This is a genomic window from Citrobacter sp. CtB7.12, from assembly GCF_001297795.1.
Taxonomy (GTDB): domain Bacteria; phylum Pseudomonadota; class Gammaproteobacteria; order Enterobacterales; family Enterobacteriaceae; genus Citrobacter_A; species Citrobacter_A amalonaticus.
Genome location: NZ_LIFT01000019.1, coordinates 31757 through 51917, shown reverse-complemented (window position 1 = coordinate 51917; position 20161 = coordinate 31757). Strand labels below are relative to the sequence as shown.

20 protein-coding genes are annotated in these 20161 nt (G+C 52.1%); 12 read left to right on the top strand and 8 right to left on the bottom strand.

Going from position 1 to position 20161, the window contains the following annotated elements; genetic code table 11:
• Nucleotides 1–62: 62 nt before the first annotated feature.
• Nucleotides 63–1163, bottom strand: coding sequence for a DNA polymerase III subunit beta (dnaN, locus tag AOY24_RS18815; RefSeq protein ID WP_042998734.1), 1101 nt, complete (start codon nucleotides 1161–1163; stop codon nucleotides 63–65).
• A gap of 4 nt (nucleotides 1164–1167) precedes the next feature.
• Complete coding sequence (dnaA, locus tag AOY24_RS18810; protein WP_042998735.1) at nucleotides 1168–2577, bottom strand: chromosomal replication initiator protein DnaA; 1410 nt, start codon at nucleotides 2575–2577, stop codon at nucleotides 1168–1170.
• A gap of 605 nt (nucleotides 2578–3182) precedes the next feature.
• Here dnaA and rpmH point away from each other — a divergent pair.
• The 11 genes from rpmH to AOY24_RS18770 all read left to right on the top strand — a co-directional run bounded on the left by rpmH (nucleotide 3183) and on the right by AOY24_RS18770 (nucleotide 12958).
• Entirely contained in the window at nucleotides 3183–3323 is a 141-nt protein-coding gene (rpmH, locus tag AOY24_RS24205; RefSeq protein ID WP_000831330.1) for a 50S ribosomal protein L34, read from the top strand.
• A 16-nt stretch (nucleotides 3324–3339) separates the two neighbouring features.
• Nucleotides 3340–3699, top strand: a complete 360-nt coding sequence (rnpA, locus tag AOY24_RS24200) for a ribonuclease P protein component (RefSeq protein ID WP_000239725.1) — start codon at nucleotides 3340–3342, stop codon at nucleotides 3697–3699.
• Nucleotides 3663–3920: a membrane protein insertion efficiency factor YidD gene (yidD, locus tag AOY24_RS24195; RefSeq protein ID WP_001307474.1), complete on the top strand. Its 258-nt coding sequence runs from the start codon at nucleotides 3663–3665 to the stop codon at nucleotides 3918–3920. Before rnpA ends, yidD begins: the two co-directional genes overlap by 37 nt.
• A 2-nt stretch (nucleotides 3921–3922) precedes the next feature.
• Entirely contained in the window at nucleotides 3923–5569 is a 1647-nt protein-coding gene (yidC, locus tag AOY24_RS18800) for a membrane protein insertase YidC (RefSeq protein ID WP_042323526.1), read from the top strand.
• A 193-nt stretch (nucleotides 5570–5762) separates the two neighbouring features.
• Complete coding sequence (gene mnmE / locus AOY24_RS18795) at nucleotides 5763–7127, top strand: tRNA uridine-5-carboxymethylaminomethyl(34) synthesis GTPase MnmE (RefSeq protein WP_042998736.1); 1365 nt, start codon at nucleotides 5763–5765, stop codon at nucleotides 7125–7127.
• Between the two features lie 67 nt (nucleotides 7128–7194).
• The gene (locus tag AOY24_RS18790) at nucleotides 7195–8124 is read left to right on the top strand and encodes a hypothetical protein (RefSeq protein WP_054177156.1); all 930 of its coding nucleotides are present in this window, start codon (nucleotides 7195–7197) and stop codon (nucleotides 8122–8124) included.
• Between the two features lie 144 nt (nucleotides 8125–8268).
• The gene (tnaC, locus tag AOY24_RS25665; RefSeq protein WP_099433256.1) at nucleotides 8269–8343 is read left to right on the top strand and encodes a tryptophanase leader peptide; all 75 of its coding nucleotides are present in this window, start codon (nucleotides 8269–8271) and stop codon (nucleotides 8341–8343) included.
• 243 nt (nucleotides 8344–8586) lie between these two features.
• Nucleotides 8587–10002: a tryptophanase gene (gene tnaA, locus AOY24_RS18785; RefSeq protein ID WP_054177155.1), complete on the top strand. Its 1416-nt coding sequence runs from the start codon at nucleotides 8587–8589 to the stop codon at nucleotides 10000–10002.
• A 110-nt stretch (nucleotides 10003–10112) separates the two neighbouring features.
• Nucleotides 10113–11363, top strand: a complete 1251-nt coding sequence (gene tnaB / locus AOY24_RS18780) for a low affinity tryptophan permease TnaB (RefSeq protein ID WP_042998739.1) — start codon at nucleotides 10113–10115, stop codon at nucleotides 11361–11363.
• A 268-nt stretch (nucleotides 11364–11631) separates the two neighbouring features.
• Complete coding sequence (locus AOY24_RS18775) at nucleotides 11632–12381, top strand: 4'-phosphopantetheinyl transferase superfamily protein (protein WP_054177154.1); 750 nt, start codon at nucleotides 11632–11634, stop codon at nucleotides 12379–12381.
• A gap of 10 nt (nucleotides 12382–12391) precedes the next feature.
• Entirely contained in the window at nucleotides 12392–12958 is a 567-nt protein-coding gene (locus AOY24_RS18770; RefSeq protein ID WP_042998741.1) for an NADPH-dependent FMN reductase, read from the top strand.
• A gap of 60 nt (nucleotides 12959–13018) precedes the next feature.
• On the opposite strand, the gene adeP is transcribed toward AOY24_RS18770, so the two are convergent.
• Nucleotides 13019–14356 (bottom strand): adenine permease AdeP, encoded by a 1338-nt coding sequence (gene adeP / locus AOY24_RS18765; protein WP_054177153.1) that lies wholly within the window; start codon nucleotides 14354–14356, stop codon nucleotides 13019–13021.
• A gap of 166 nt (nucleotides 14357–14522) precedes the next feature.
• Here adeP and yieH point away from each other — a divergent pair, with 166 nt between their 5' ends.
• Complete coding sequence (yieH, locus tag AOY24_RS18760; protein ID WP_042998745.1) at nucleotides 14523–15188, top strand: 6-phosphogluconate phosphatase; 666 nt, start codon at nucleotides 14523–14525, stop codon at nucleotides 15186–15188.
• Nucleotides 15189–15270: 82 nt separating this feature from the next.
• On the opposite strand, the gene phoU is transcribed toward yieH, so the two are convergent.
• From phoU to pstS, 5 genes are all read right to left on the bottom strand, one after another.
• Nucleotides 15271–15996, bottom strand: a complete 726-nt coding sequence (gene phoU, locus AOY24_RS18755; protein ID WP_042998746.1) for a phosphate signaling complex protein PhoU — start codon at nucleotides 15994–15996, stop codon at nucleotides 15271–15273.
• Nucleotides 15997–16020: 24 nt separating this feature from the next.
• Nucleotides 16021–16794, bottom strand: a complete 774-nt coding sequence (gene pstB / locus AOY24_RS18750; RefSeq protein WP_042998747.1) for a phosphate ABC transporter ATP-binding protein PstB — start codon at nucleotides 16792–16794, stop codon at nucleotides 16021–16023.
• 97 nt (nucleotides 16795–16891) lie between these two features.
• Nucleotides 16892–17782, bottom strand: a complete 891-nt coding sequence (pstA, locus tag AOY24_RS18745) for a phosphate ABC transporter permease PstA (RefSeq protein WP_042998748.1) — start codon at nucleotides 17780–17782, stop codon at nucleotides 16892–16894.
• Nucleotides 17782–18741, bottom strand: a complete 960-nt coding sequence (gene pstC / locus AOY24_RS18740; protein ID WP_042323550.1) for a phosphate ABC transporter permease PstC — start codon at nucleotides 18739–18741, stop codon at nucleotides 17782–17784. Before pstC ends, pstA begins: the two co-directional genes overlap by 1 nt.
• A gap of 192 nt (nucleotides 18742–18933) precedes the next feature.
• Nucleotides 18934–19974 carry a phosphate ABC transporter substrate-binding protein PstS gene (gene pstS, locus AOY24_RS18735; RefSeq protein ID WP_044268157.1) on the bottom strand — a complete coding sequence of 347 codons (1041 nt, stop codon included), beginning with the start codon at nucleotides 19972–19974 and terminating at the stop codon, nucleotides 18934–18936.
• Nucleotides 19975–20161 lie beyond the last annotated feature (187 nt).

Genomic DNA, 20161 nt, shown 5'->3' with positions numbered 1-20161 from the left:
CGTGAGCATTTCGAGCACTGCCGGGAAACGAAATGGCAAGTAAACCAGCCCCCTTTCAGATTCTACAATCTCATTGGCATAACAACGTAAGCCGCACTTTGCGACGCCGCATCTTCAATTTGTACGCTCGACACGGAGTCAGTCAGCATGATGCGCACGTTTTCACACTTCAGCGCATTCAGGACATCTAATACGTAGCTGACGTTAAAGCCGATCTCCATTTCAGTCCCCGGGTAGGTGACATCCAGAATCTCTTCGGCTTCCTCCTGTTCCGGGTTGTTCGCCGTGATTTTGAGCTGATTTTCACTCACATACAGACGCACGCCGCGGAACTTCTCGTTCGACAGGATCGCCGCGCGGGCAAAAGCCTGCTTGAGGATATCGCAGCCGGCTTCCAGATGTTTATCCGGATTCTTCGGCAGTACGCGACGGTAATCCGGGAAACGGCCGTCCACCAGCTTAGACGTAAAGATAAAGTCGCCAACGTGTGCGCGGATGTTGTTGCTGCCAATCTGCACGCGCAGCGGGTTATCGCCGCCGTCAAGCATACGCATCAGTTCAATCACACCTTTACGCGGCACGATCACCGAATGGTTGGGCAGCGACTGACCAACAGGCATAGAGCAAACCGCCAGACGGTGACCATCAGTTGCCACGGTACGCAACTCTTCACCTTCGGTCTCAAACAGCATGCCGTTTAAGTAGTAACGCACGTCCTGATGCGCCATGGAGAACTGCGTGGCTTCAATCAGACGCTTCATCGTCGCCTGCGGCAGGGTGAATTCTACCTCGCTCTGCCAGTCATCCAGATTCGGGAAGTCGGCGGCAGGCAGCGTGGACAGCGAAAAACGACTGCGGCCCGAACGTACCAGCATGCGATCGCCTTCCAGCTGGACGGCGATTTCCGCCCCTTCCGGTAGGCCACGGCAGATATCAAAGAACTTCCGCGCCGGGACCGTCGTGGCGCCAGGCTCATGCGGCTGAATCAACGCAACGCGGGCCACCATTTCCATTTCAAGGTCGGTACCCGTCAGCGAAAGCGCACCGTCAGCCACCTGCAGCAACAGGTTGCCAAGAATAGGCAGCGTAGGACGACCACCCAGCGGGCCGCTGACCTGCTGAAGCGGCTTTAATAAATGTTCACGTTCAACGGTAAATTTCATAGCGTCACGAAGATAATGTTCTGATTAAGTTTGAGAAATCTTCTTTAATATCATGGCTTTCTTCACGCAACTGCTCAATCTTACGGCAGGCATGAAGCACCGTAGTGTGGTCGCGGCCACCAAACGCATCGCCAATTTCCGGCAAGCTGTGGTTGGTGAGCTCTTTCGCCAACGCCATGGCCATCTGACGCGGACGCGCTACCGAGCGAGAACGACGCTTGGACAGCAAATCCGCAATTTTAATTTTGTAATACTCCGCCACCGTCTTCTGAATATTGTCGATGGTGACCAGTTTTTCCTGTAACGCCAGCAGATCGCGCAGCGCTTCGCGAACGAAGTCGATGGTAATCGCCCGACCGGTAAAGTTGGCGTTGGCAATCACACGGTTCAGTGCCCCTTCCAGCTCACGCACGTTAGAGCGTAGACGCTTGGCAATAAAGAAGGCCACTTCACCCGGCAGACGAATATCATTTTCGTCGGCCTTTTTCATCAGGATCGCCACGCGCGTTTCCAGTTCTGGCGGTTCGATCGCCACCGTCAGCCCCCAGCCGAAGCGGGATTTCAGACGATCCTCAACGCCGTTGATCTCTTTTGGATAACGATCCGAAGTCAAAATGATCTGCTGATTACCTTCAAGAAGGGCGTTAAAGGTGTGGAAAAATTCTTCCTGAGATCGTTCTTTATTAGCGAAGAACTGGATGTCATCGATGAGGAGGGCGTCGACGGAACGATAATAGCGTTTAAACTCTTCGATCGCGTTGTTTTGCAGGGCTTTTACCATGTCCTGGACAAAGCGTTCGGAGTGCATATACACCACTTTGGCATTAGGTTTGCGCGCCATAATGCCGTTTCCCACCGCGTGCAACAGGTGGGTTTTACCCAGACCGGTGCCGCCATAAAGGAACAGCGGGTTATAGGCGCCACCAGGATTGTCCGCCACCTGACGCGCCGCCGCGCGAGCCAACTGGTTGGATTTACCTTCAACGAAGTTATCAAACGTGTGTTTGACGTTAACGTTAGAGCGATAGGTGGGTTCTGCCGGCGCAGGCACATTGTCCCAGCCAGGACGCGCCGCGACAGGCGACGCGCGCTGCGGCTGAACCTGGTGCGCCACCTGAGCCGGTGCGGCGACGTTGTTGTTCACGGGCGCCTTCAGCGTCTGGCTGACGGGCTTCGTCCCGACCTCAAAACGCAGTTGCGGGGCATCTGCGCCGCAGAAATTATTCAGCAGCCCATTGATATTGTTAAGGTACTTGTCTCTTACCCAATCGAGCACAAAACGGTTTGGCGCATACAAAGCCAGCGTGTTATCGCTCAGTTCCGCCTGCAAAGGGCGTATCCACATACTGAATTCTGTGGCTGGTAACTCATCCTGCAATCGGGCAAGACACTGCTGCCAAAGCGAAAGTGACACGGCGGACTCCACTCGAACAAAAGTCGATAAATGACAAAGGCTGAAACATTCATGATTGTTGACGCACGTCGGCTAGACCCTATGCAAAGGGTGACGTGCGAATTGCTATCTGCAATTTTAACCCGATCAGGATCCTTTGAAACGATCGGGACCGCGGATCATAGCGTAAACTGCGCAAGAGATCTTCTGTTTCTCACAGATTCTTCCCGATTTATCCACAGGCCTTCACAGGACCGGATAAGTGTAAACGATCCTGGAGAAGTGCTGCACGATTTCGCCCGCATATTGGAAAAATTAATGAGTAAAGACGCTATACTGCTAAAACGATCTCATAAAGATCCCGAGCGATCCTTGCGCTTTGTTCATCAGCCCGTATAATCTTTCCCCCGTCGCGCGATGCCCGTAACACGGTGTCAACGCTGCCTGTTTTTCACGCGAAAACGTGCGGAAATACGCGGGAAATAAGGAAAGAGAATTGACTCCGGAGTGTACAATTATTACAATCCGGCCTCTTTAATCACCCACGCTGAGGCGTTAGTCGTTCGAAACTCGTTCGGGTATACGCAAAAGTCAGTGAATTTATTCAAGTTTAGGTAGAAATCGCCATGAAACGCACTTTTCAACCGTCTGTACTGAAGCGCAACCGTTCTCACGGCTTCCGTGCTCGTATGGCTACTAAAAATGGTCGTCAGGTTCTGGCACGTCGTCGTGCTAAAGGCCGCGCTCGTCTGACCGTTTCCAAGTAATAAAGCTAACCCCTGAGTGGTTAAGCTCGCATTTCCCAGGGAGTTACGTTTGTTAACTCCCGCTCATTTCACTTTCGTCTTCCAGCAGCCACAACGGGCTGGCACGCCGCAAATCACCATCCTCGGCCGCCTGAATTCGCTGGGGCATCCCCGTATCGGTCTTACTGTCGCCAAGAAAAACGTTCGACGCGCGCATGAACGCAATCGGATTAAACGTCTGACGCGTGAAAGCTTTCGTCTGCGTCAACACGAATTGCCAGCAATGGACTTCGTAGTGGTGGCGAAAAAAGGGGTTGCCGACCTCGATAACCGTGCTCTCTCGGAAGCGTTGGAAAAATTATGGCGCCGCCATTGTCGCCTGGCTCGCGGGTCCTGATAGCCCTTATTCGGGTCTATCAACGCCTGATCAGTCCGCTGCTTGGGCCGCATTGCCGTTTCACTCCAACGTGTTCAAGCTACGGAATTGAGGCATTGCGCAGGTTTGGAGTGATAAAAGGCAGTTGGTTGACGGTGAAACGCGTATTAAAATGCCACCCTTTACACCCTGGTGGTGACGATCCCGTCCCGCCCGGACCATTTGATACCAGAGAACACTAACGATGGATTCGCAACGCAATCTTTTAGTCATCGCTTTGCTGTTCGTGTCTTTCATGATCTGGCAAGCCTGGGAGCAGGATAAAAATCCGCAACCTCAGACCCAACAGACCACGCAGACAACGACCACCGCAGCGGGTAGCGCCGCCGACCAGGGCGTACCGGCCAGTGGCCAGGGGAAACTGATTACGGTTAAGACTGACGTGCTTGATCTGACCATTAACACCCGTGGTGGTGATGTGGAACAGGCCCTGCTGCCAGCTTACCCGAAAGAACTCGGTTCCAGCGAACCGTTCCAACTGCTGGAAACCACGCCGCAGTTTATCTATCAGGCTCAGAGCGGTCTGACAGGTCGTGACGGCCCGGATAACCCGGCTAACGGCCCACGTCCGCTGTACAACGTCGAAAAAGACGCCTTTGTACTGGCTGATGGTCAGAACGAACTGCAGATCCCGATGACCTATACGGATGCCGCGGGTAACACCTTTACCAAAACGTTTGTCCTCAAACGTGGCGACTATGCGGTTAACGTTAACTACAGCGTGCAGAACGCCAGCGAGAAACCGCTGGAGATCTCCACCTTTGGTCAGCTGAAGCAATCCATCAATCTGCCGTCTCATCGCGACACCGGAAGCAGCAACTTCGCGCTGCATACTTTCCGTGGCGCTGCGTATTCCACGCCAGATGAGAAGTATGAAAAATACAAATTCGACACCATCGCGGATAACGAAAACCTGAACGTCAATGCGAAAGACGGTTGGGTGGCGATGCTGCAACAGTATTTTGCAACGGCATGGGTGCCACGTAACGACGGTACCAACAACTTCTATACCGCGAACCTGGGTAACGGCATTGCCGCTATCGGCTATAAATCTCAGCCGGTACTGGTTCAGCCGGGTCAGTCTGGCGCGATGACCAGCACCCTGTGGGTTGGCCCGGAAATTCAGGACAAAATGGCGGCCGTTGCACCGCACCTGGATCTGACCGTGGATTACGGTTGGTTGTGGTTCATCTCTCAGCCGCTGTTCAAACTGCTGAAATGGATCCATAGCTTTGTCGGTAACTGGGGCTTCTCCATTATCATCATCACCTTTATCGTTCGTGGCATCATGTACCCGCTGACTAAAGCGCAGTATACCTCCATGGCGAAGATGCGTATGCTGCAGCCGAAGATTCAGGCAATGCGTGAGCGTCTGGGCGATGACAAACAGCGTCAGAGCCAGGAAATGATGGCCCTGTACAAAGCTGAGAAGGTTAACCCGCTGGGCGGCTGCTTCCCGCTGATCATCCAGATGCCTATCTTCCTGGCGTTGTACTACATGCTGATGGGCTCCGTGGAACTGCGTCATGCGCCGTTCGCCCTGTGGATCCATGACTTGTCTGCACAGGACCCGTACTACATCCTGCCGATCCTGATGGGCGTAACGATGTTCTTCATCCAGAAGATGTCGCCGACCACCGTGACCGACCCGATGCAGCAGAAGATCATGACCTTTATGCCGGTCATCTTTACCGTGTTCTTCTTGTGGTTCCCGTCAGGTCTGGTGCTGTACTATATCGTCAGCAACCTGGTGACGATCATCCAGCAGCAGCTGATTTACCGTGGTCTGGAAAAACGTGGCCTGCATAGCCGCGAGAAGAAAAAGTCCTGATACTCTTCATTCTTCAAGCCGCAGGCGCGTTGGCTGCATTTGCTTGCCCCAGTCACTTACTTCAGTAAGCTCCTGGGGCTCACAAACTTGCCGCCTTCCTGCAACTTGAATTATTTCGAGTATTCACGTTAAAGTTAATGCCAGAGAAGGCGGTCATTAGACCGCCTTTTTTACATTTACGAAGAGACATATCATGAGCCATAACGACACTATCGTCGCCCAGGCAACCCCACCGGGACGCGGTGGTGTGGGTATTCTGCGCATTTCCGGCCTGAAGGCGCGTGAGGTGGCCGAAGCTGTTCTGGGCAAGCTGCCCAAACCCCGTTACGCCGACTATCTGCCGTTTAAAGATGCCGACGGTACCGCGCTGGACCAGGGGATCGCCCTGTGGTTTCCCGGCCCGAACTCGTTTACAGGTGAGGATGTGCTGGAACTTCAGGGACACGGCGGCCCGGTCATTCTCGACCTGCTGTTAAAACGCATCCTGACGCTGCCCGGCCTACGCATTGCCCGCCCCGGCGAGTTCTCTGAGCGCGCGTTTCTCAACGATAAACTCGACTTAGCCCAGGCCGAAGCGATTGCCGACCTGATTGATGCCAGTTCTGAGCAGGCGGCTCGTTCAGCGTTGAACTCATTGCAGGGAGCGTTTTCCACCCGCGTAAACCATCTGGTGGAAGCACTCACTCACCTGCGCATCTACGTAGAAGCGGCCATCGACTTTCCGGATGAAGAGATCGACTTCCTGTCCGATGGCAAAATTGAAGCGCAATTGAATGGCGTGATTGCCGATCTCGATGCCGTTCGCGCTGAAGCGCGTCAGGGCAGCCTGCTGCGTGAAGGGATGAAGGTGGTCATTGCCGGACGCCCTAACGCCGGTAAATCAAGCCTCCTGAATGCGCTGGCGGGCCGTGAGGCGGCCATTGTCACCGACATCGCCGGTACCACGCGCGATGTGCTGCGTGAGCACATCCATATCGATGGTATGCCGCTGCACATTATCGATACCGCCGGTCTGCGTGAGGCCAGCGACGAAGTGGAGCGTATCGGTATCGAACGGGCCTGGCAGGAAATTGAGCAAGCGGATCGCGTGTTGTTTATGGTCGATGGCACAACCACGGATGCCGTTGACCCGGCTGACATCTGGCCGGACTTTATCGCCCGTTTACCGTCAAAACTGCCCATTACCGTGGTACGGAACAAAGCGGATATCACCGGCGAACCGCTGGGCATCAGCGAGGTGAATGGTCACTCACTGGTTCGTCTTTCGGCGCGCACCGGTGAAGGCGTGGACGTACTGCGCAACCATCTCAAACAGAGCATGGGTTTTGATACCAACATGGAAGGAGGCTTCCTGGCCCGTCGTCGTCACTTACAGGCGCTGGCCGACGCCGCTGAGCATCTCCAGCAGGGCAAGGCCCAACTGTTAGGTGCATGGGCCGGTGAGCTACTGGCTGAAGAGCTCCGTCTGGCGCAGCAAAGCTTAAGTGAGATCACCGGTGAGTTTACCTCCGACGATCTGCTGGGAAGAATTTTCTCCAGCTTCTGTATCGGTAAGTAATCCCGTAGCCCTGAATTAACTGACGGTTAATTCAGGGCATTATCGTTTTATAAGAGGGTCTCTTTTTATGGAACATAAACGTTTACTTGACTGTAGTGCTTCTGATTTCGTGTGCATGGACAAAACGGCGCTGCTGTACGCAATCCGCGCCAGTGAAGGCCGCGTCCTGGTCAGTGAAACCATCGCCATTACCCAACCATTGCTCAATAACGTCACTAATGCCGAACTTGCCGCGTCGCAGGGGGCGGACATTCTGCTGATCAACATGTTCGATAGCAAAGCACCGCTAATCCAGGGAATGCCTGCCGGTACTGCACCGGATCAGACGTTGCATGAACTGCAGCGCCTGACCGGACGCATCATAGGCGTCAACCTTGAGGCCGTCGATCCTGAATTTGCCAGTGCGCATGATGACATCTGGAAGATGAAACCAGGCCGTGCCGCAACCGCAGAGAATGCTCGCAAACTGGTAGAAATGGGAGCGAAGATCCTGGTACTGACGGGAAATCCCAACAACGGCGTTAGCAATCTCGCTCTGGGAAAAGCGGTGAAAACGATCCGTGAGGCCGTTGGCGACAAGGCCATTATCATCACCGGTAAAATGCACGGCGCAGGGATTGTGCGGGAAAGCGGCAGCGCAATTATCAGTGAAAGTGACGTCGCCGCCTTTGCCGGACAGGGCGCAGATATCGTGCTTATTCCGGCACCAGGAACAGTACCGGGTATGAGCCAGCAAAAAGTAGAGGCGCTGATCGCGTGTGCACACGCGCACGGTGCGCTGGCAATGACGGCAATCGGCACCTCTCAGGAGGGCGCAGACGTCAGTACAATTCGCCAGATAGCCCTGATGAGTAAAATGGCAGGGGCGGATCTCCATCATATTGGCGATACTGGCTATATGGGAATGGCGTTGCCGGAAAATATACTGGCCTACAGCGTGGCGATTCGTGGCGTCAGACATACTTATACACGTATTGCCCGTTCGGTAAATCGCTAGCGGAATATTGTATTTTCTTGAATGATCCTTAATTAATTAAATGTTAATTTAACTGTGATTTTTATCACAGTTAAATTATTCTCTCATAGACAAATATTTTCATTGCCATAATGTAGCACTGTGTCTACAGAGGATAACTCAATCATGATTATCTTACATGCATACATCATTTCAAAATGGTTTAATGTTGACAATAAAATTGTCAATCATCACCCTTAAATTTCCCTGCCTTTATTTTGCCAGAACATAGGCTATTCGTAGTCTGTTCATTTGGCACATCTCAAACATAGCTCAATTTCTCATTGTGGTTGCATATCGCAACGCCACGTATGCCTGTTCGTTTTTTAAAACGAAAATACAGTCATGACTGGAATAAATGAGAGATGAATTATGCCGGGTATATTTATACCCGCGTGCAGACGTATTGAGTCAATACAGTGAAATAAATTAAAGGATTATGTCATGGATAACTTTAAACATTTACCAGAACCCTTCCGTATTCGTGTTATTGAACCGGTAAAACGTACAACGAGAGAACATCGGAATAACGCAATTATTAAATCCGGGATGAACCCTTTCCTGCTGGATAGTGAAGATGTCTTTATTGATCTGCTGACCGACAGCGGTACTGGCGCAGTGACACAGAATATGCAAGCAGCCATGCTACGTGGGGATGAAGCCTACAGCGGCAGCCGTAGCTATTATGCGCTATCTGAAGCAGTGAAAAACATTTTTGGTTATCAATATACAATTCCAACGCACCAGGGCCGCGGTGCAGAACAAATTTATATTCCGGTTCTCATCAAAAAACGTGAGCAGGAAAAAGGGTTAGACAGAAGTAAGATGGCGGTTTTCTCCAACTACTTCTTCGATACCACTCAGGGACACAGCCAAATCAACGGCTGCGCCGTGCGTAACGTGTACATCAAAGAGGCATTTGATACTGGTGTTCGTTATGACTTTAAGGGAAATTTCGATCTCGATGGATTAGAGCGCGGCATTCAGGAAGTCGGCCCCAACAACGTTCCGTATATTGTGGCGACCATTACCAGTAACTCTGCAGGCGGGCAACCGGTTTCATTAGCCAACCTGAAGTCCATGTATAATATCGCTAAAAAATATGACATTCCGGTAGTCATGGACTCCGCGCGCTTTGCCGAGAATGCGTATTTTATCCAGAAACGCGAAGCAGAATACCGGGACTGGAGCATCGAAGAAATTACCCGCGAGACTTACAAATATGCCGATATGTTGGCAATGTCCGCGAAAAAAGATGCGATGGTGCCAATGGGCGGCTTACTGTGCATTAAAGACGACACCTATTTTGACGTCTATACCGAGTGCAGAACCCTGTGCGTCGTACAGGAAGGCTTCCCGACATACGGTGGTCTGGAAGGCGGGGCAATGGAGCGTCTTGCGGTGGGTCTGGTGGATGGTATGAACCAGGACTGGCTGGCCTATCGTATCGCGCAAGTGCAATATTTAGTCGATGGCCTCGAGGCGATTGGCGTCACTTGCCAACAAGCTGGCGGCCACGCGGCCTTTGTCGATGCGGGTAAATTATTGCCGCACATTCCGGCAGAACAGTTCCCGGCTCAGGCTCTCGCTTGCGAACTCTATAAAGTGGCCGGTATCCGCGCCGTTGAGATTGGTTCATTCTTATTAGGCAGAGATCCTAAAACCGGTAAGCAATTACCTTGCCCGGCCGAGCTTCTGCGTCTAACCATCCCAAGAGCAACGTATACGCAATCTCATATGGACTTCATTATTGAAGCCTTTGAACACGTCAAAGAAAACGCGATGAATATTAAAGGGTTGACCTTCACCTACGAACCGAAAGTATTACGTCACTTCACCGCTAAACTGAAAGAAGTTTAATTATAAGCATCAGGGGGGTTATACGATGTAACCCCCCAGCGATAAATCCACTTCCTTTATATTGTTGCATAATTAAAACCTTATAGGTTCACTATAATTAATGAGGCATCATGGAAGAAAATTCGAATGCTAAACACTCCTCCTTTTGGGGGATTATGGTCATAGCCGGTACGGTGATTGGTGGGGGGATGTTTGCTCTCCCCGTTGATTTGTCCGGCGCGTGGTTTTTTTGGGGGGCGTTTATTTTAATAATCGCCTGGTTTTCAATGATGCATTCCGGACTCCTGTTATTAGAGGCAAATTTAAATTACCCCGTTGGATCCAGTTTTAATACCATTACTAAAGATCTTATTGGCAACAAATGGAACATTGTGAGTGGATTTACCGTTGCCTTTGTTCTCTACATTCTCACGTATGCCTATATTTCTGCTAATGGTGCCATCATTAGCGAAACGATCTCCATGAATATGGGATATCGCGTTAACCCCCGAATTGTTGGAATCTGTACTGCCATTTTTGTCGCCAGCGTGTTGTGGATCAGTTCACTGGCAGCAAGTCGAATTACCTCCTTGTTCCTCGGGATTAAAATCATCTCTTTTATTATCGTTTTTGGGTCATTCTTCTTCCAGGTCGATTTTTCTATACTGCGGGATACGGCAGGCCAGGCTCAAAACAACGTCTCTTACTTCCCCTATATTTTTATGGCATTACCGGTATGCCTGGCTTCATTTGGCTTTCACGGAAACATTCCCAGTCTGATCATCTGCTATGGCAAAAGAAAAGATAAATTAATTAAAAGCATTGTCTTTGGTTCTTTGCTGGCGCTTGTGATTTATCTGTTCTGGTTGTATTGCACCATGGGTAACATTACACGGGAAAGCTTCAGTGAGATCATTGCGTCGGGCGGTAATGTTGATTCATTAGTAAAATCATTTCTCGGCACCAGGCAAACCGGAATCATCGAATTTTGTCTGCTGGTTTTTTCAAACCTGGCCGTCGCCAGTTCCTTTTTTGGCGTGACTCTGGGGCTATTTGATTATCTTGCGGATCTGTTCAAATTCGACAATTCGGCAGTGGGACGTTTTAAAACCGTCTTGTTAACCTTCCTGCCTCCGGCGCTTTTATACTTAATCTTCCCGAACGGTTTTATCTATGGCATCGGCGGTGCAGGGCTGTGCGCAACGATATGGGCCGTGATCATCCCTGCGGTACTGGCCCTGAAAGCCCGCCAGAAGTTCCCCAATAAAATGTTTACCGTCTGGGGCGGTGTCTTTATCCCGACTATCGTGATCCTGTTCGGCGTAGCGGTTATTGTTTGCTGGTTCGGCAACGTCTTCAACCTGTTACCCCGATTCAGTTAAATTGCTGTTCCTCCATGCTGACATGCCGCCTCATTCAGGGCGGCATGTCAGCATGGAATTCACTGTTGTCCAAATGGCAATTCGCCTTCTTCCCTGGGAGACCATCAAACAACCTCTCCTGACGCAAAAACAGCCAATCCGTACCAGGAAATGTAAATGCGCGTAAGGGAGGCTGATTCATTCGTACTTTTTGGCTATTTACTCTGTCTATAAACCGAGTAAATGTTACTCTCGTCATTATCACCGACCATTAATCATGGAGAGAAAAATGGCGACCCATTTTGCCAGAGGGATCCTGACGGAAGGACACTTGATTTCGATGCGCCTTCCGTCATCCTGCCATCATGAAGCACGAAGACTCCCCACACATCGCCAGACCCGTTTTCTGGCATCCCGAGGACTTCTCGCCGAGCTGATGTTTATGCTGTATGGCACGCTCGAGTTACCGGAAATCGTATACAAAGCCAAAGGCAAACCGGCATTTCGCGATAAAAATCTACCCAGCTTTTCCATCGCCTATGCCGGTAATATGGTCGGTGTGGCGCTGACAACCGAAGGGGAATGCGGACTGGATATGGAACTCCAGCGCGCCCCCCGTGGATTTATTAGCCCCCATACCGCCGACGTCCCGACCTTCTCCAGCAACGAAAGCCTGTGGATCAGCAAGCAAAACGATCCGGACGAAGCGCGCGCGCAGATGATCACCTTACGCCAGAGTGTCTTGAAACTGACGGGTGACGTCCGCAACAACGATCCGCATGAGCTGCAATTGCTGCCAGTCTCCGGGCGTCTGAAATGTGCCCGTGTTACTCAGATTGAGGCTATTTGCGATGCCGAAGACCTGCTGGTGTGGTCGGTTGCGGTTACGCCAGCCATTGATAAACTTCAACTTTGGGAGTTTGATGTTAAGCAGGGCTGGAAAAGCCTGCCTGATATCCAGACCCGCGCGAATGCGCCAACGGGTCGTCTGATGCGATTCGCGCAATTATCTGTCGCGACGTCTTATACGCACAACTGATGGAGTTACCATGTCTGAAACGTTGAATGTTGTTACGTTACTGGGAAGCCTGCGCAAAGGTTCGTTTAACGGTATGGTTGCCCGTACGCTGCCGAAAATCGCCCCGGCGGGTATGAAAATCAGTGCGTTACCGTCTATCGGTGATATCCCGCTTTACGATGCTGACGTGCAGCAGGAAGAGGGGTTTCCGGCAAGCGTCGACGCGCTGGCTGAACAAATTCGCCAGGCTGATGGCGTGGTTATCGTTACGCCGGAATATAACTATTCGGTACCGGGTGGTCTGAAGAACGCCATCGACTGGCTGTCACGCCTGCCCGATCAGCCGCTTTCAGGCAAACCGGTGCTCATCCAGACCAGCTCGATGGGGGCTATTGGCGGCGCGCGCTGCCAATATCATCTGCGTCAGATCCTGGTTTTCCTGGATGCCATGGTCATGAACAAGCCGGAATTTATGGGTGGCGTGATACAAAACAAAGTAGACCCGCAGACGGGTGAAGTGATTGACCAGAGTACGCTGGACCATCTAACCGGCCAGCTCACCGCGTTTGGTGACTACATCGAGCGCGTGAAGGCGTAAGCCAGAAACAAAAAACCCGGTAGCGTGATGCTTACCGGGTTTTTTTATGTCCTGACGGACTTAGTGCGCGTCGATAAACACAATCTTCAGCACAAACAGCAGCGCCACAACGACCACGCACGGGCTCAGCTCACGCAGACGACCGGTACCGATTTTCATCACACAGTAAGAGATAAAGCCCAGCGCGATCCCTTCGGTAATCGAGAAGCTGAACGGCATCATCACGGCAGTGATAAACGCCGGTACCGATTCAGTGAGATCGTCCCACTTCACGCGCGCCAGACTGGACGTCATTAACACGCCGACGTAAATCAGCGCGCCTGCAGCCGCATAGCCCGGCACCATCCCCGCCAGCGGTGACAGGAAGATCACCAGCAGGAACAGCAGACCAACCACCACCGCGGTCAGGCCAGTACGCCCCCCAACAGAAACGCCGGAAGAGGACTCGATATAAGCAGTGACGGAAGACGTACCAATAAATGCCCCGGTCACAGAGGAGACGCTATCGACAAACAGCGCCTGCTTCATGCGCGGAAATTTCCCTTTTTCATCCGCCAGACCGGCTTTATCAGTTACGCCGATCAATGTGCCGGAGGAGTCAAACAGGTTAACCAGCATGAAAGAGAAAATCACCCCAGCCAGACCAATGTTAAACGACCCCGCCAGATCGACATGCCCAATCACCGACGAGACGCTCGGCGGCGCAGAGACAATGCCGTTATAGTGCACATCACCCAGCATCCAGCCCAACAGCGTAGTGACGATGATGGATACCAGCACGGCGGCGTGAATATTACGTGACGCCAGGATAGCGATGATAAAGAAACCGAGCACGCCCAGCAGGACGCTATGGGAGGTCAGATTACCAATGCTGACCAGCGTTTCCGGATTCGCAACGATGACACCCGCGTTTTTAAGCCCCATCATGCCGATGAATAGACCGATACCGCTGGTGATCCCCACGCGCAGACTGACCGGGATATTGGCAATCATCCAGTAACGCACGCGGAAAATAGTCAGCAGCAGCAGACCGACGGCACCCCAGAAAATAGCCCCCATACCGACCTGCCACGACAGGCCCATCGCGCCAACCACAACGAAGGCAAAGAACGCATTCAGCCCCATCGCGGGCGCCAGTGCCACCGGCAGGTTAGCGAACAGCCCCATCAGAATGCTGCCGAACGCGGCAATCAGACAGGTGGTCACGAAGACGGCGCTGGTGTCCATGCCAGCAACGCCCAGAATTTGCGGGTTAACAAAAACGATGTAAACCATCGTCAGGAAGGTGGTAAAACCGGCGATCACTTCGGTTCGTACCGTTGTGCCATGTTCGCGCAGTTTGAACACGCGTTCCAGCATCCCCTGACCAGACGTCTGGGTTGTGTGTTGTTGACTCATTATCAATTTCCAAACAAGGAGGGAAAATTCGTCGCTATCCTATACCAAAATGCGACAATAGGGGGTGATTGTGTGAGGTTTTTTTCATTGAATTTGCTTATACGGCAACGATTGCGTTGCACAATCAGGCAGTACGTAAACGTTAAACTAGTGAAAAGGGAAAGGCATGTCCGGAATTGAAGCGGTATTTTTTGACTGTGACGGTACGCTGGTCGACAGTGAAGTGATCTGTTCCCGCGCGTACGTCGCAATGTTCCAGGAATTCGGTATTACCCTCGATCTTGAAGAAACTTTTAAACGCTTTAAGGGCGTAAAACTCTACGAAATCATTGATATCATTAACGAGGAGCATGGGGTGACGTTGGCCAAAGCCGACTTAGAACCCGTCTACCGCGCCGAGGTCGCACGCCTGTTCGACTCGGAACTGGAAGTGATCCCTGGTGCGAATACCTTGCTGGACAGCATGACGGTGCCGATGTGCGTGGTCTCTAACGGTCCGGTCAGCAAAATGCAACACTCGCTGGGTAAACTGGGCATGCTGCATCATTTCCCAGACAAACTGTACAGCGGCTACGATATTCAACGCTGGAAGCCCGATCCGGCGCTGATGTTCCACGCAGCAAAAGCGATGAACGTCAACGCACAGAACTGCATTCTGGTCGATGACTCTTCCGCTGGCGCGCAGTCAGGGATTGATGCGGGAATGGAAGTGTTCTACTTCTGTGCCGATCCGCACAACAAGCCTATCGAACATCCCAAAGTGACGACTTTTACCGATTTGGCACAGTTGCCGGCGTTGTGGAAAGCACGCGGCTGGAATATTACCCGGTAATTTTTGTAGGCCCGGTAAGCTTGCGCCACCGGGCAATTGCCGGATGGCGCTAACGCTTATCCGGCTTATTTTCTACGTTTTATCACTCTTTTGGATCTTTACCCGCCAGCAACTTATCCAGCTCATCGCCGCCCACGTGACGGAAATCCTGGCCCTTCACGAAGTAGAAGATGTATTCGCAGATATTCTGGCAGCGGTCGCCGATACGCTCGATAGAGCGCGCGCAGAACAACGCGGTTAACACGCTGGGAATGGTGCGGGAATCTTCCATCATGTAGGTCATCAGCTGACGCACGATCCCTTCGTATTCCTGGTCCACTTTCTTGTCTTCACGGTAGATACGCACTGCTTCATCCAGATCCATCCGCGCAAACGCATCCAGCACGTCGTGCAGCATCTGTATGGTGTGACGCCCCAGTGACTCCAGGCTCACCAGCAGCGGCTGATGCTGCTGGGAGAACTTCTCCAGCGCGGTACGACAGATTTTATCCGCCACGTCGCCAATACGTTCCAGTTCGGCGATGGTTTTGATGATCGCCATCACCAGACGCAGATCGCTCGCCGTCGGCTGGCGCTTGGCGATGATGCGAACACAGGCTTCATCAATCGCCACTTCCATCATATTGACGTGTTTATCGCCATCAACAACGCGTTTCGCCAGCTCGCTGTCCTGATTGTGCATCGCGGTGATGGCATCAGAAAGCTGCTGCTCGACCATGCCGCCCATCGTCATTACCTGAGTGCGGATGCTTTCCAGTTCGGCGTTGAACTGACCGGAAATGTGTTTATTAAGGTTTAAATTGTCCATCATTTCTCCAGATGCCCGGGCATATCAACCGTAGCGGCCAGTAATGTAATCTTCGGTTTGTTTCTTCGCGGGCTTGGTGAACAGGTCGTCCGTGTTGCTGAACTCAATCAACTCGCCCAGGTACATAAACGCCGTATGATCGGAACAACGCGCAGCCTGCTGCATGTTGTGGGTCACGATCACCACGGTGTAATCCTGTTTCAGCTCGGTAATCAGCTCTTCGATACGACCGGTTGAGATCGGATCCAGTGCTGAGCACGGCTCATCCAACAGCAAGACTTCCGGGCGAATGGCGATACCTCGCGCGATGCACAGACGCTGCTGCTGACCACCGGAGAGAGAATATCCGCTCTGGTGCAATTTATCTTTGGTTTCATTCCATAGTGCGGCCTTGGTCAACGCCCACTGCACACGCTCGTCCATATCCGCCCGGGACAGCTTCTCAAACAGACGCACGCCAAAGGCGATGTTGTCGTAGATAGACATCGGGAACGGCGTCGGCTTCTGGAACACCATCCCGACTTTGGCACGCAGCAGGGCGATATCCTGGGTATTGGTGAGAATATTGTCACCATCGAGCAGAATTTCACCTTCCGCACGCTGTTCCGGGTAGAGTTCAAACATCTTGTTGAACGTACGCAACAGCGTCGATTTACCGCAGCCAGAAGGCCCGATGAATGCCGTTACCTGGTTCTTTGCAATATCCAGGTTGATGTTCTTCAGGGCATGGAATTTGCCGTAGTAGAAGTTCAAATCACGAACCTGAATCTTACCCGGAGCAGTATCAACCATACTCATTTTACTCTTTTCCTTATCATGCCTGATGGCGCTTCGCTTATCAGGCCTACAACAAATAGGTTCAACCGTAGGCCGCACGCCGCCATCCGGCAACGTGTTAACCGTGTTTGCTCTTGGCGAAAATTACGCGCGCCAGAATGTTCAGCAGCAATACGCACAGCGTGATAATCAGCACCCCGGCCCACGCCAGTTGCTGCCATTCCGCAAACGGGCTCATCGCAAATTTAAAGATGGTGACCGGCAGGTTGGCGATCGGCTGCATCATGTCGGTACTCCAGAACTGATTGGAGAGCGCGGTAAACAGCAGCGGAGCGGTTTCACCTGCGATACGCGCAATCGCCAGCAGGATACCGGTCATGATCCCGGAGACAGACGCTTTCAGCGTAATCGCGGAGATCATTTTCCACTTCGGCGTCCCCAGCGCATAAGCCGCTTCACGCAGACTATCCGGCACCAGCTTCAACATGTTTTCGGTGGTTCGAATCACGATAGGCACCTGCAGCAGCGCCAGCGCAATCACGCCCGCCCAACCGGAGAAGTGCTCCATCTGCGCCACCACAATGGTGTACACGAACAGACCAACCACAATAGACGGGGCGGAAAGCAGAATGTCATTGATGAAGCGAATCACTTCCGCCAGCCAGGATTTGCGACCATATTCCGCCAGATAAATCCCGGCCATGATGCCCAGCGGCGTACCAAACACGGTTGCCCAGAGGATCAACAGACCACTGCCCGCCAGGGCGTTCGCCAGACCGCCACCCGCCGTGTTCGGCGGCGGCGTCATTTCGGTGAACAGCGCCAGCGACATCCCGTCGATACCACGGGAAATGGTGGACATCAGGATCCAGACGAGCCAGAACAGACCAAACGCCATCGTCGCCATAGAAAGCGTCAGGGCGATGCGGTTTTTCATCCGGCGCTTAGCCTGCATTTTGCGGCGGGATTCCGCCAGTTCCGCGCTGGTTTGCATTTCAAGCGTAGCCATTAGCGTGCCCCCTCGTTCTTCGCAAGGCGTAAAATCATAAACTTAGACGCTGCCAGCACGATGAAGGTAATCACGAACAGAATCAGACCCAGTTCCATCAACGCCGCAACGTGCAGGCCAGACTCCGCTTCCGCAAATTCATTCGCCAGCGCCGAGGTGATGCTATTACCCGGCATATACAGCGATGCGCTGTCGAGCTGGTAGGTGTTGCCGATGATGAAGGTCACCGCCATCGTTTCACCCAGTGCTCGTCCCAGACCCAGCATGATGCCGCCAATTACCCCATTTTTGGTGAACGGCAACACGATGCGCCAGATAACCTCCCAGGTGGTACAGCCGATACCGTAGGCAGACTCTTTCATCATCACCGGCGTCTGTTCAAATACATCACGCATTACAGCTGCAATGTAAGGGATGATCATGATGGCGAGAATCACGCCAGCCGCCAGAATACCGATACCAAACGCCGGGCCGGAGAACAGCGCGCCAACAAACGGAATGTTGGAAAGGATATTACCGACCGGTTCCTGAAAATAAGTGGCAAACAGTGGAGCAAAGATAAACAGGCCCCACATGCCGTAGACGATACTCGGGATTGCCGCCAGCAGTTCAATCGCAATCCCCAGCGGACGACGCAGCCAGCCTGGCGCGAGTTCGGTCAGAAACAGGGCAATGCCGAAGCTCACCGGAACGGCGATCAGCAATGCGATAAAAGAGGTGACCAGCGTACCGTAGATCGGTACCAGCGCCCCGTAGATATCGTTTGGCGCGTCCCAGTCTTTGGTCCACAGGAAAGAGAAACCAAATTTCTCAATGCTGGGCCAGGAGGAGATGATCAGAGAGACAATAATGCCACCCAACATCAATAGCACAATCAGCGCAGCCAGTTTTACCAGCGCGCTGAAGATTTTGTCACCCTTTTTACCCGGTGGGTTAAAAGCAGGCTTGGTTGCAGCCATAAATCACTCTTTAAGTTTGGGCCAGGAAGCGCGCATTTTATCGCGCTTCCTGGCTAACGTAATGCCATACCCTAAATAATTCGAGTTGCAGCAAGGCGGCAAGCTTGTGAATCCCCAGGAGCATAGATTCACTATGTGACTGGGGTGAACAAACGCAGCCAACACAGCTGCGGCTCGAAGTATGACGGGTATTTAGTACAGCGCTTTACCGCTGCTGTCTTTCACATTGGTCTTCCATGCTGCACGGATCTGCTCTACCACGCTGTCCGGCAGGCTGGCGTAATCCAGGTCATTAGCCTGTTTGCCGCCATTTTTGTATGCCCAGTCGAAGAATTTCAGCACTTCAGCACCCTGCTCAGGTTTCTTCTGCTCTTTATGAATCAGAATAAAGGTGGTGGAGGTAATCGGCCACGCATCATCACCTTTCTGGTTCGTCAGATCCTGTGCGAAGGATTTACTCCAGTCAGCGCCTTTCGCGGCGTTAGCGAAGTTCTCTTCAGTCGGACTAACCGGTTTACCGTCAGCAGAAACCAGTTTGGTGTATGCCAGGTTGTTCTGCTTAGCGTAAGCGTATTCAACGTAGCCGATGGAACCTGGCAGACGCTGTACGAACGCGGCGATACCGTCGTTACCCTTACCGCCCAGACCGGTTGGCCAGTTAACGGTAGAGCCAGCGCCCACTTTGGTTTTCCACTCTTCGTTCACTTTCGCCAGATAGCTGGTGAAGACGAAGGAGGTACCAGAACCATCGGCACGACGCACAACGGCGATGTTCTGAGAAGGCAGTTTCACGCCTGGGTTCAGTTTGGTGATGGCTTCATCATCCCACTTCTTGATTTTACCCAGGTAGATGTCACCCAGCGTTTTACCATCCAGCACCAGTTCGCCAGACTTCAGACCTGGGATGTTCACCGCCAGTACCACGCCGCCAATCACGGTCGGGAACTGGAACAGGCCTTCCTGATTCAGTTTTTCGTCAGACAGCGGCGCATCAGAGGCACCGAAATCAACAGTATTCGCTGTAATTTGTTTAACACCACCGGAGGAGCCGATACCCTGGTAGTTAACTTTACTACCGGTCTCTTTCTGATAAGTATCAGCCCATTTGGCATACACCGGCGCAGGAAAAGTTGCACCTGCGCCTGTCAGACTTGCTGCTGCTAATGCAGAGAAAGCGCTCATAGATAAGGTCGCGGCGACAACAGTTGCGACAGTGGTACGCATAACTTTCATAATGTCTCCTGCAAGATTTTCGTAAATCATTGTTAAGTGGCTACGATGAGCAAAATAGGACAAACAGGTGACAGTTAAATGTACGAAATATGACAGTTTTATGACAATGAAAATTTCCGTTAAATCAGAATGATTTTTTTCCTGTTTATCATTAAGTTAACTGAAAATATGACAATAGCTTTTCAGG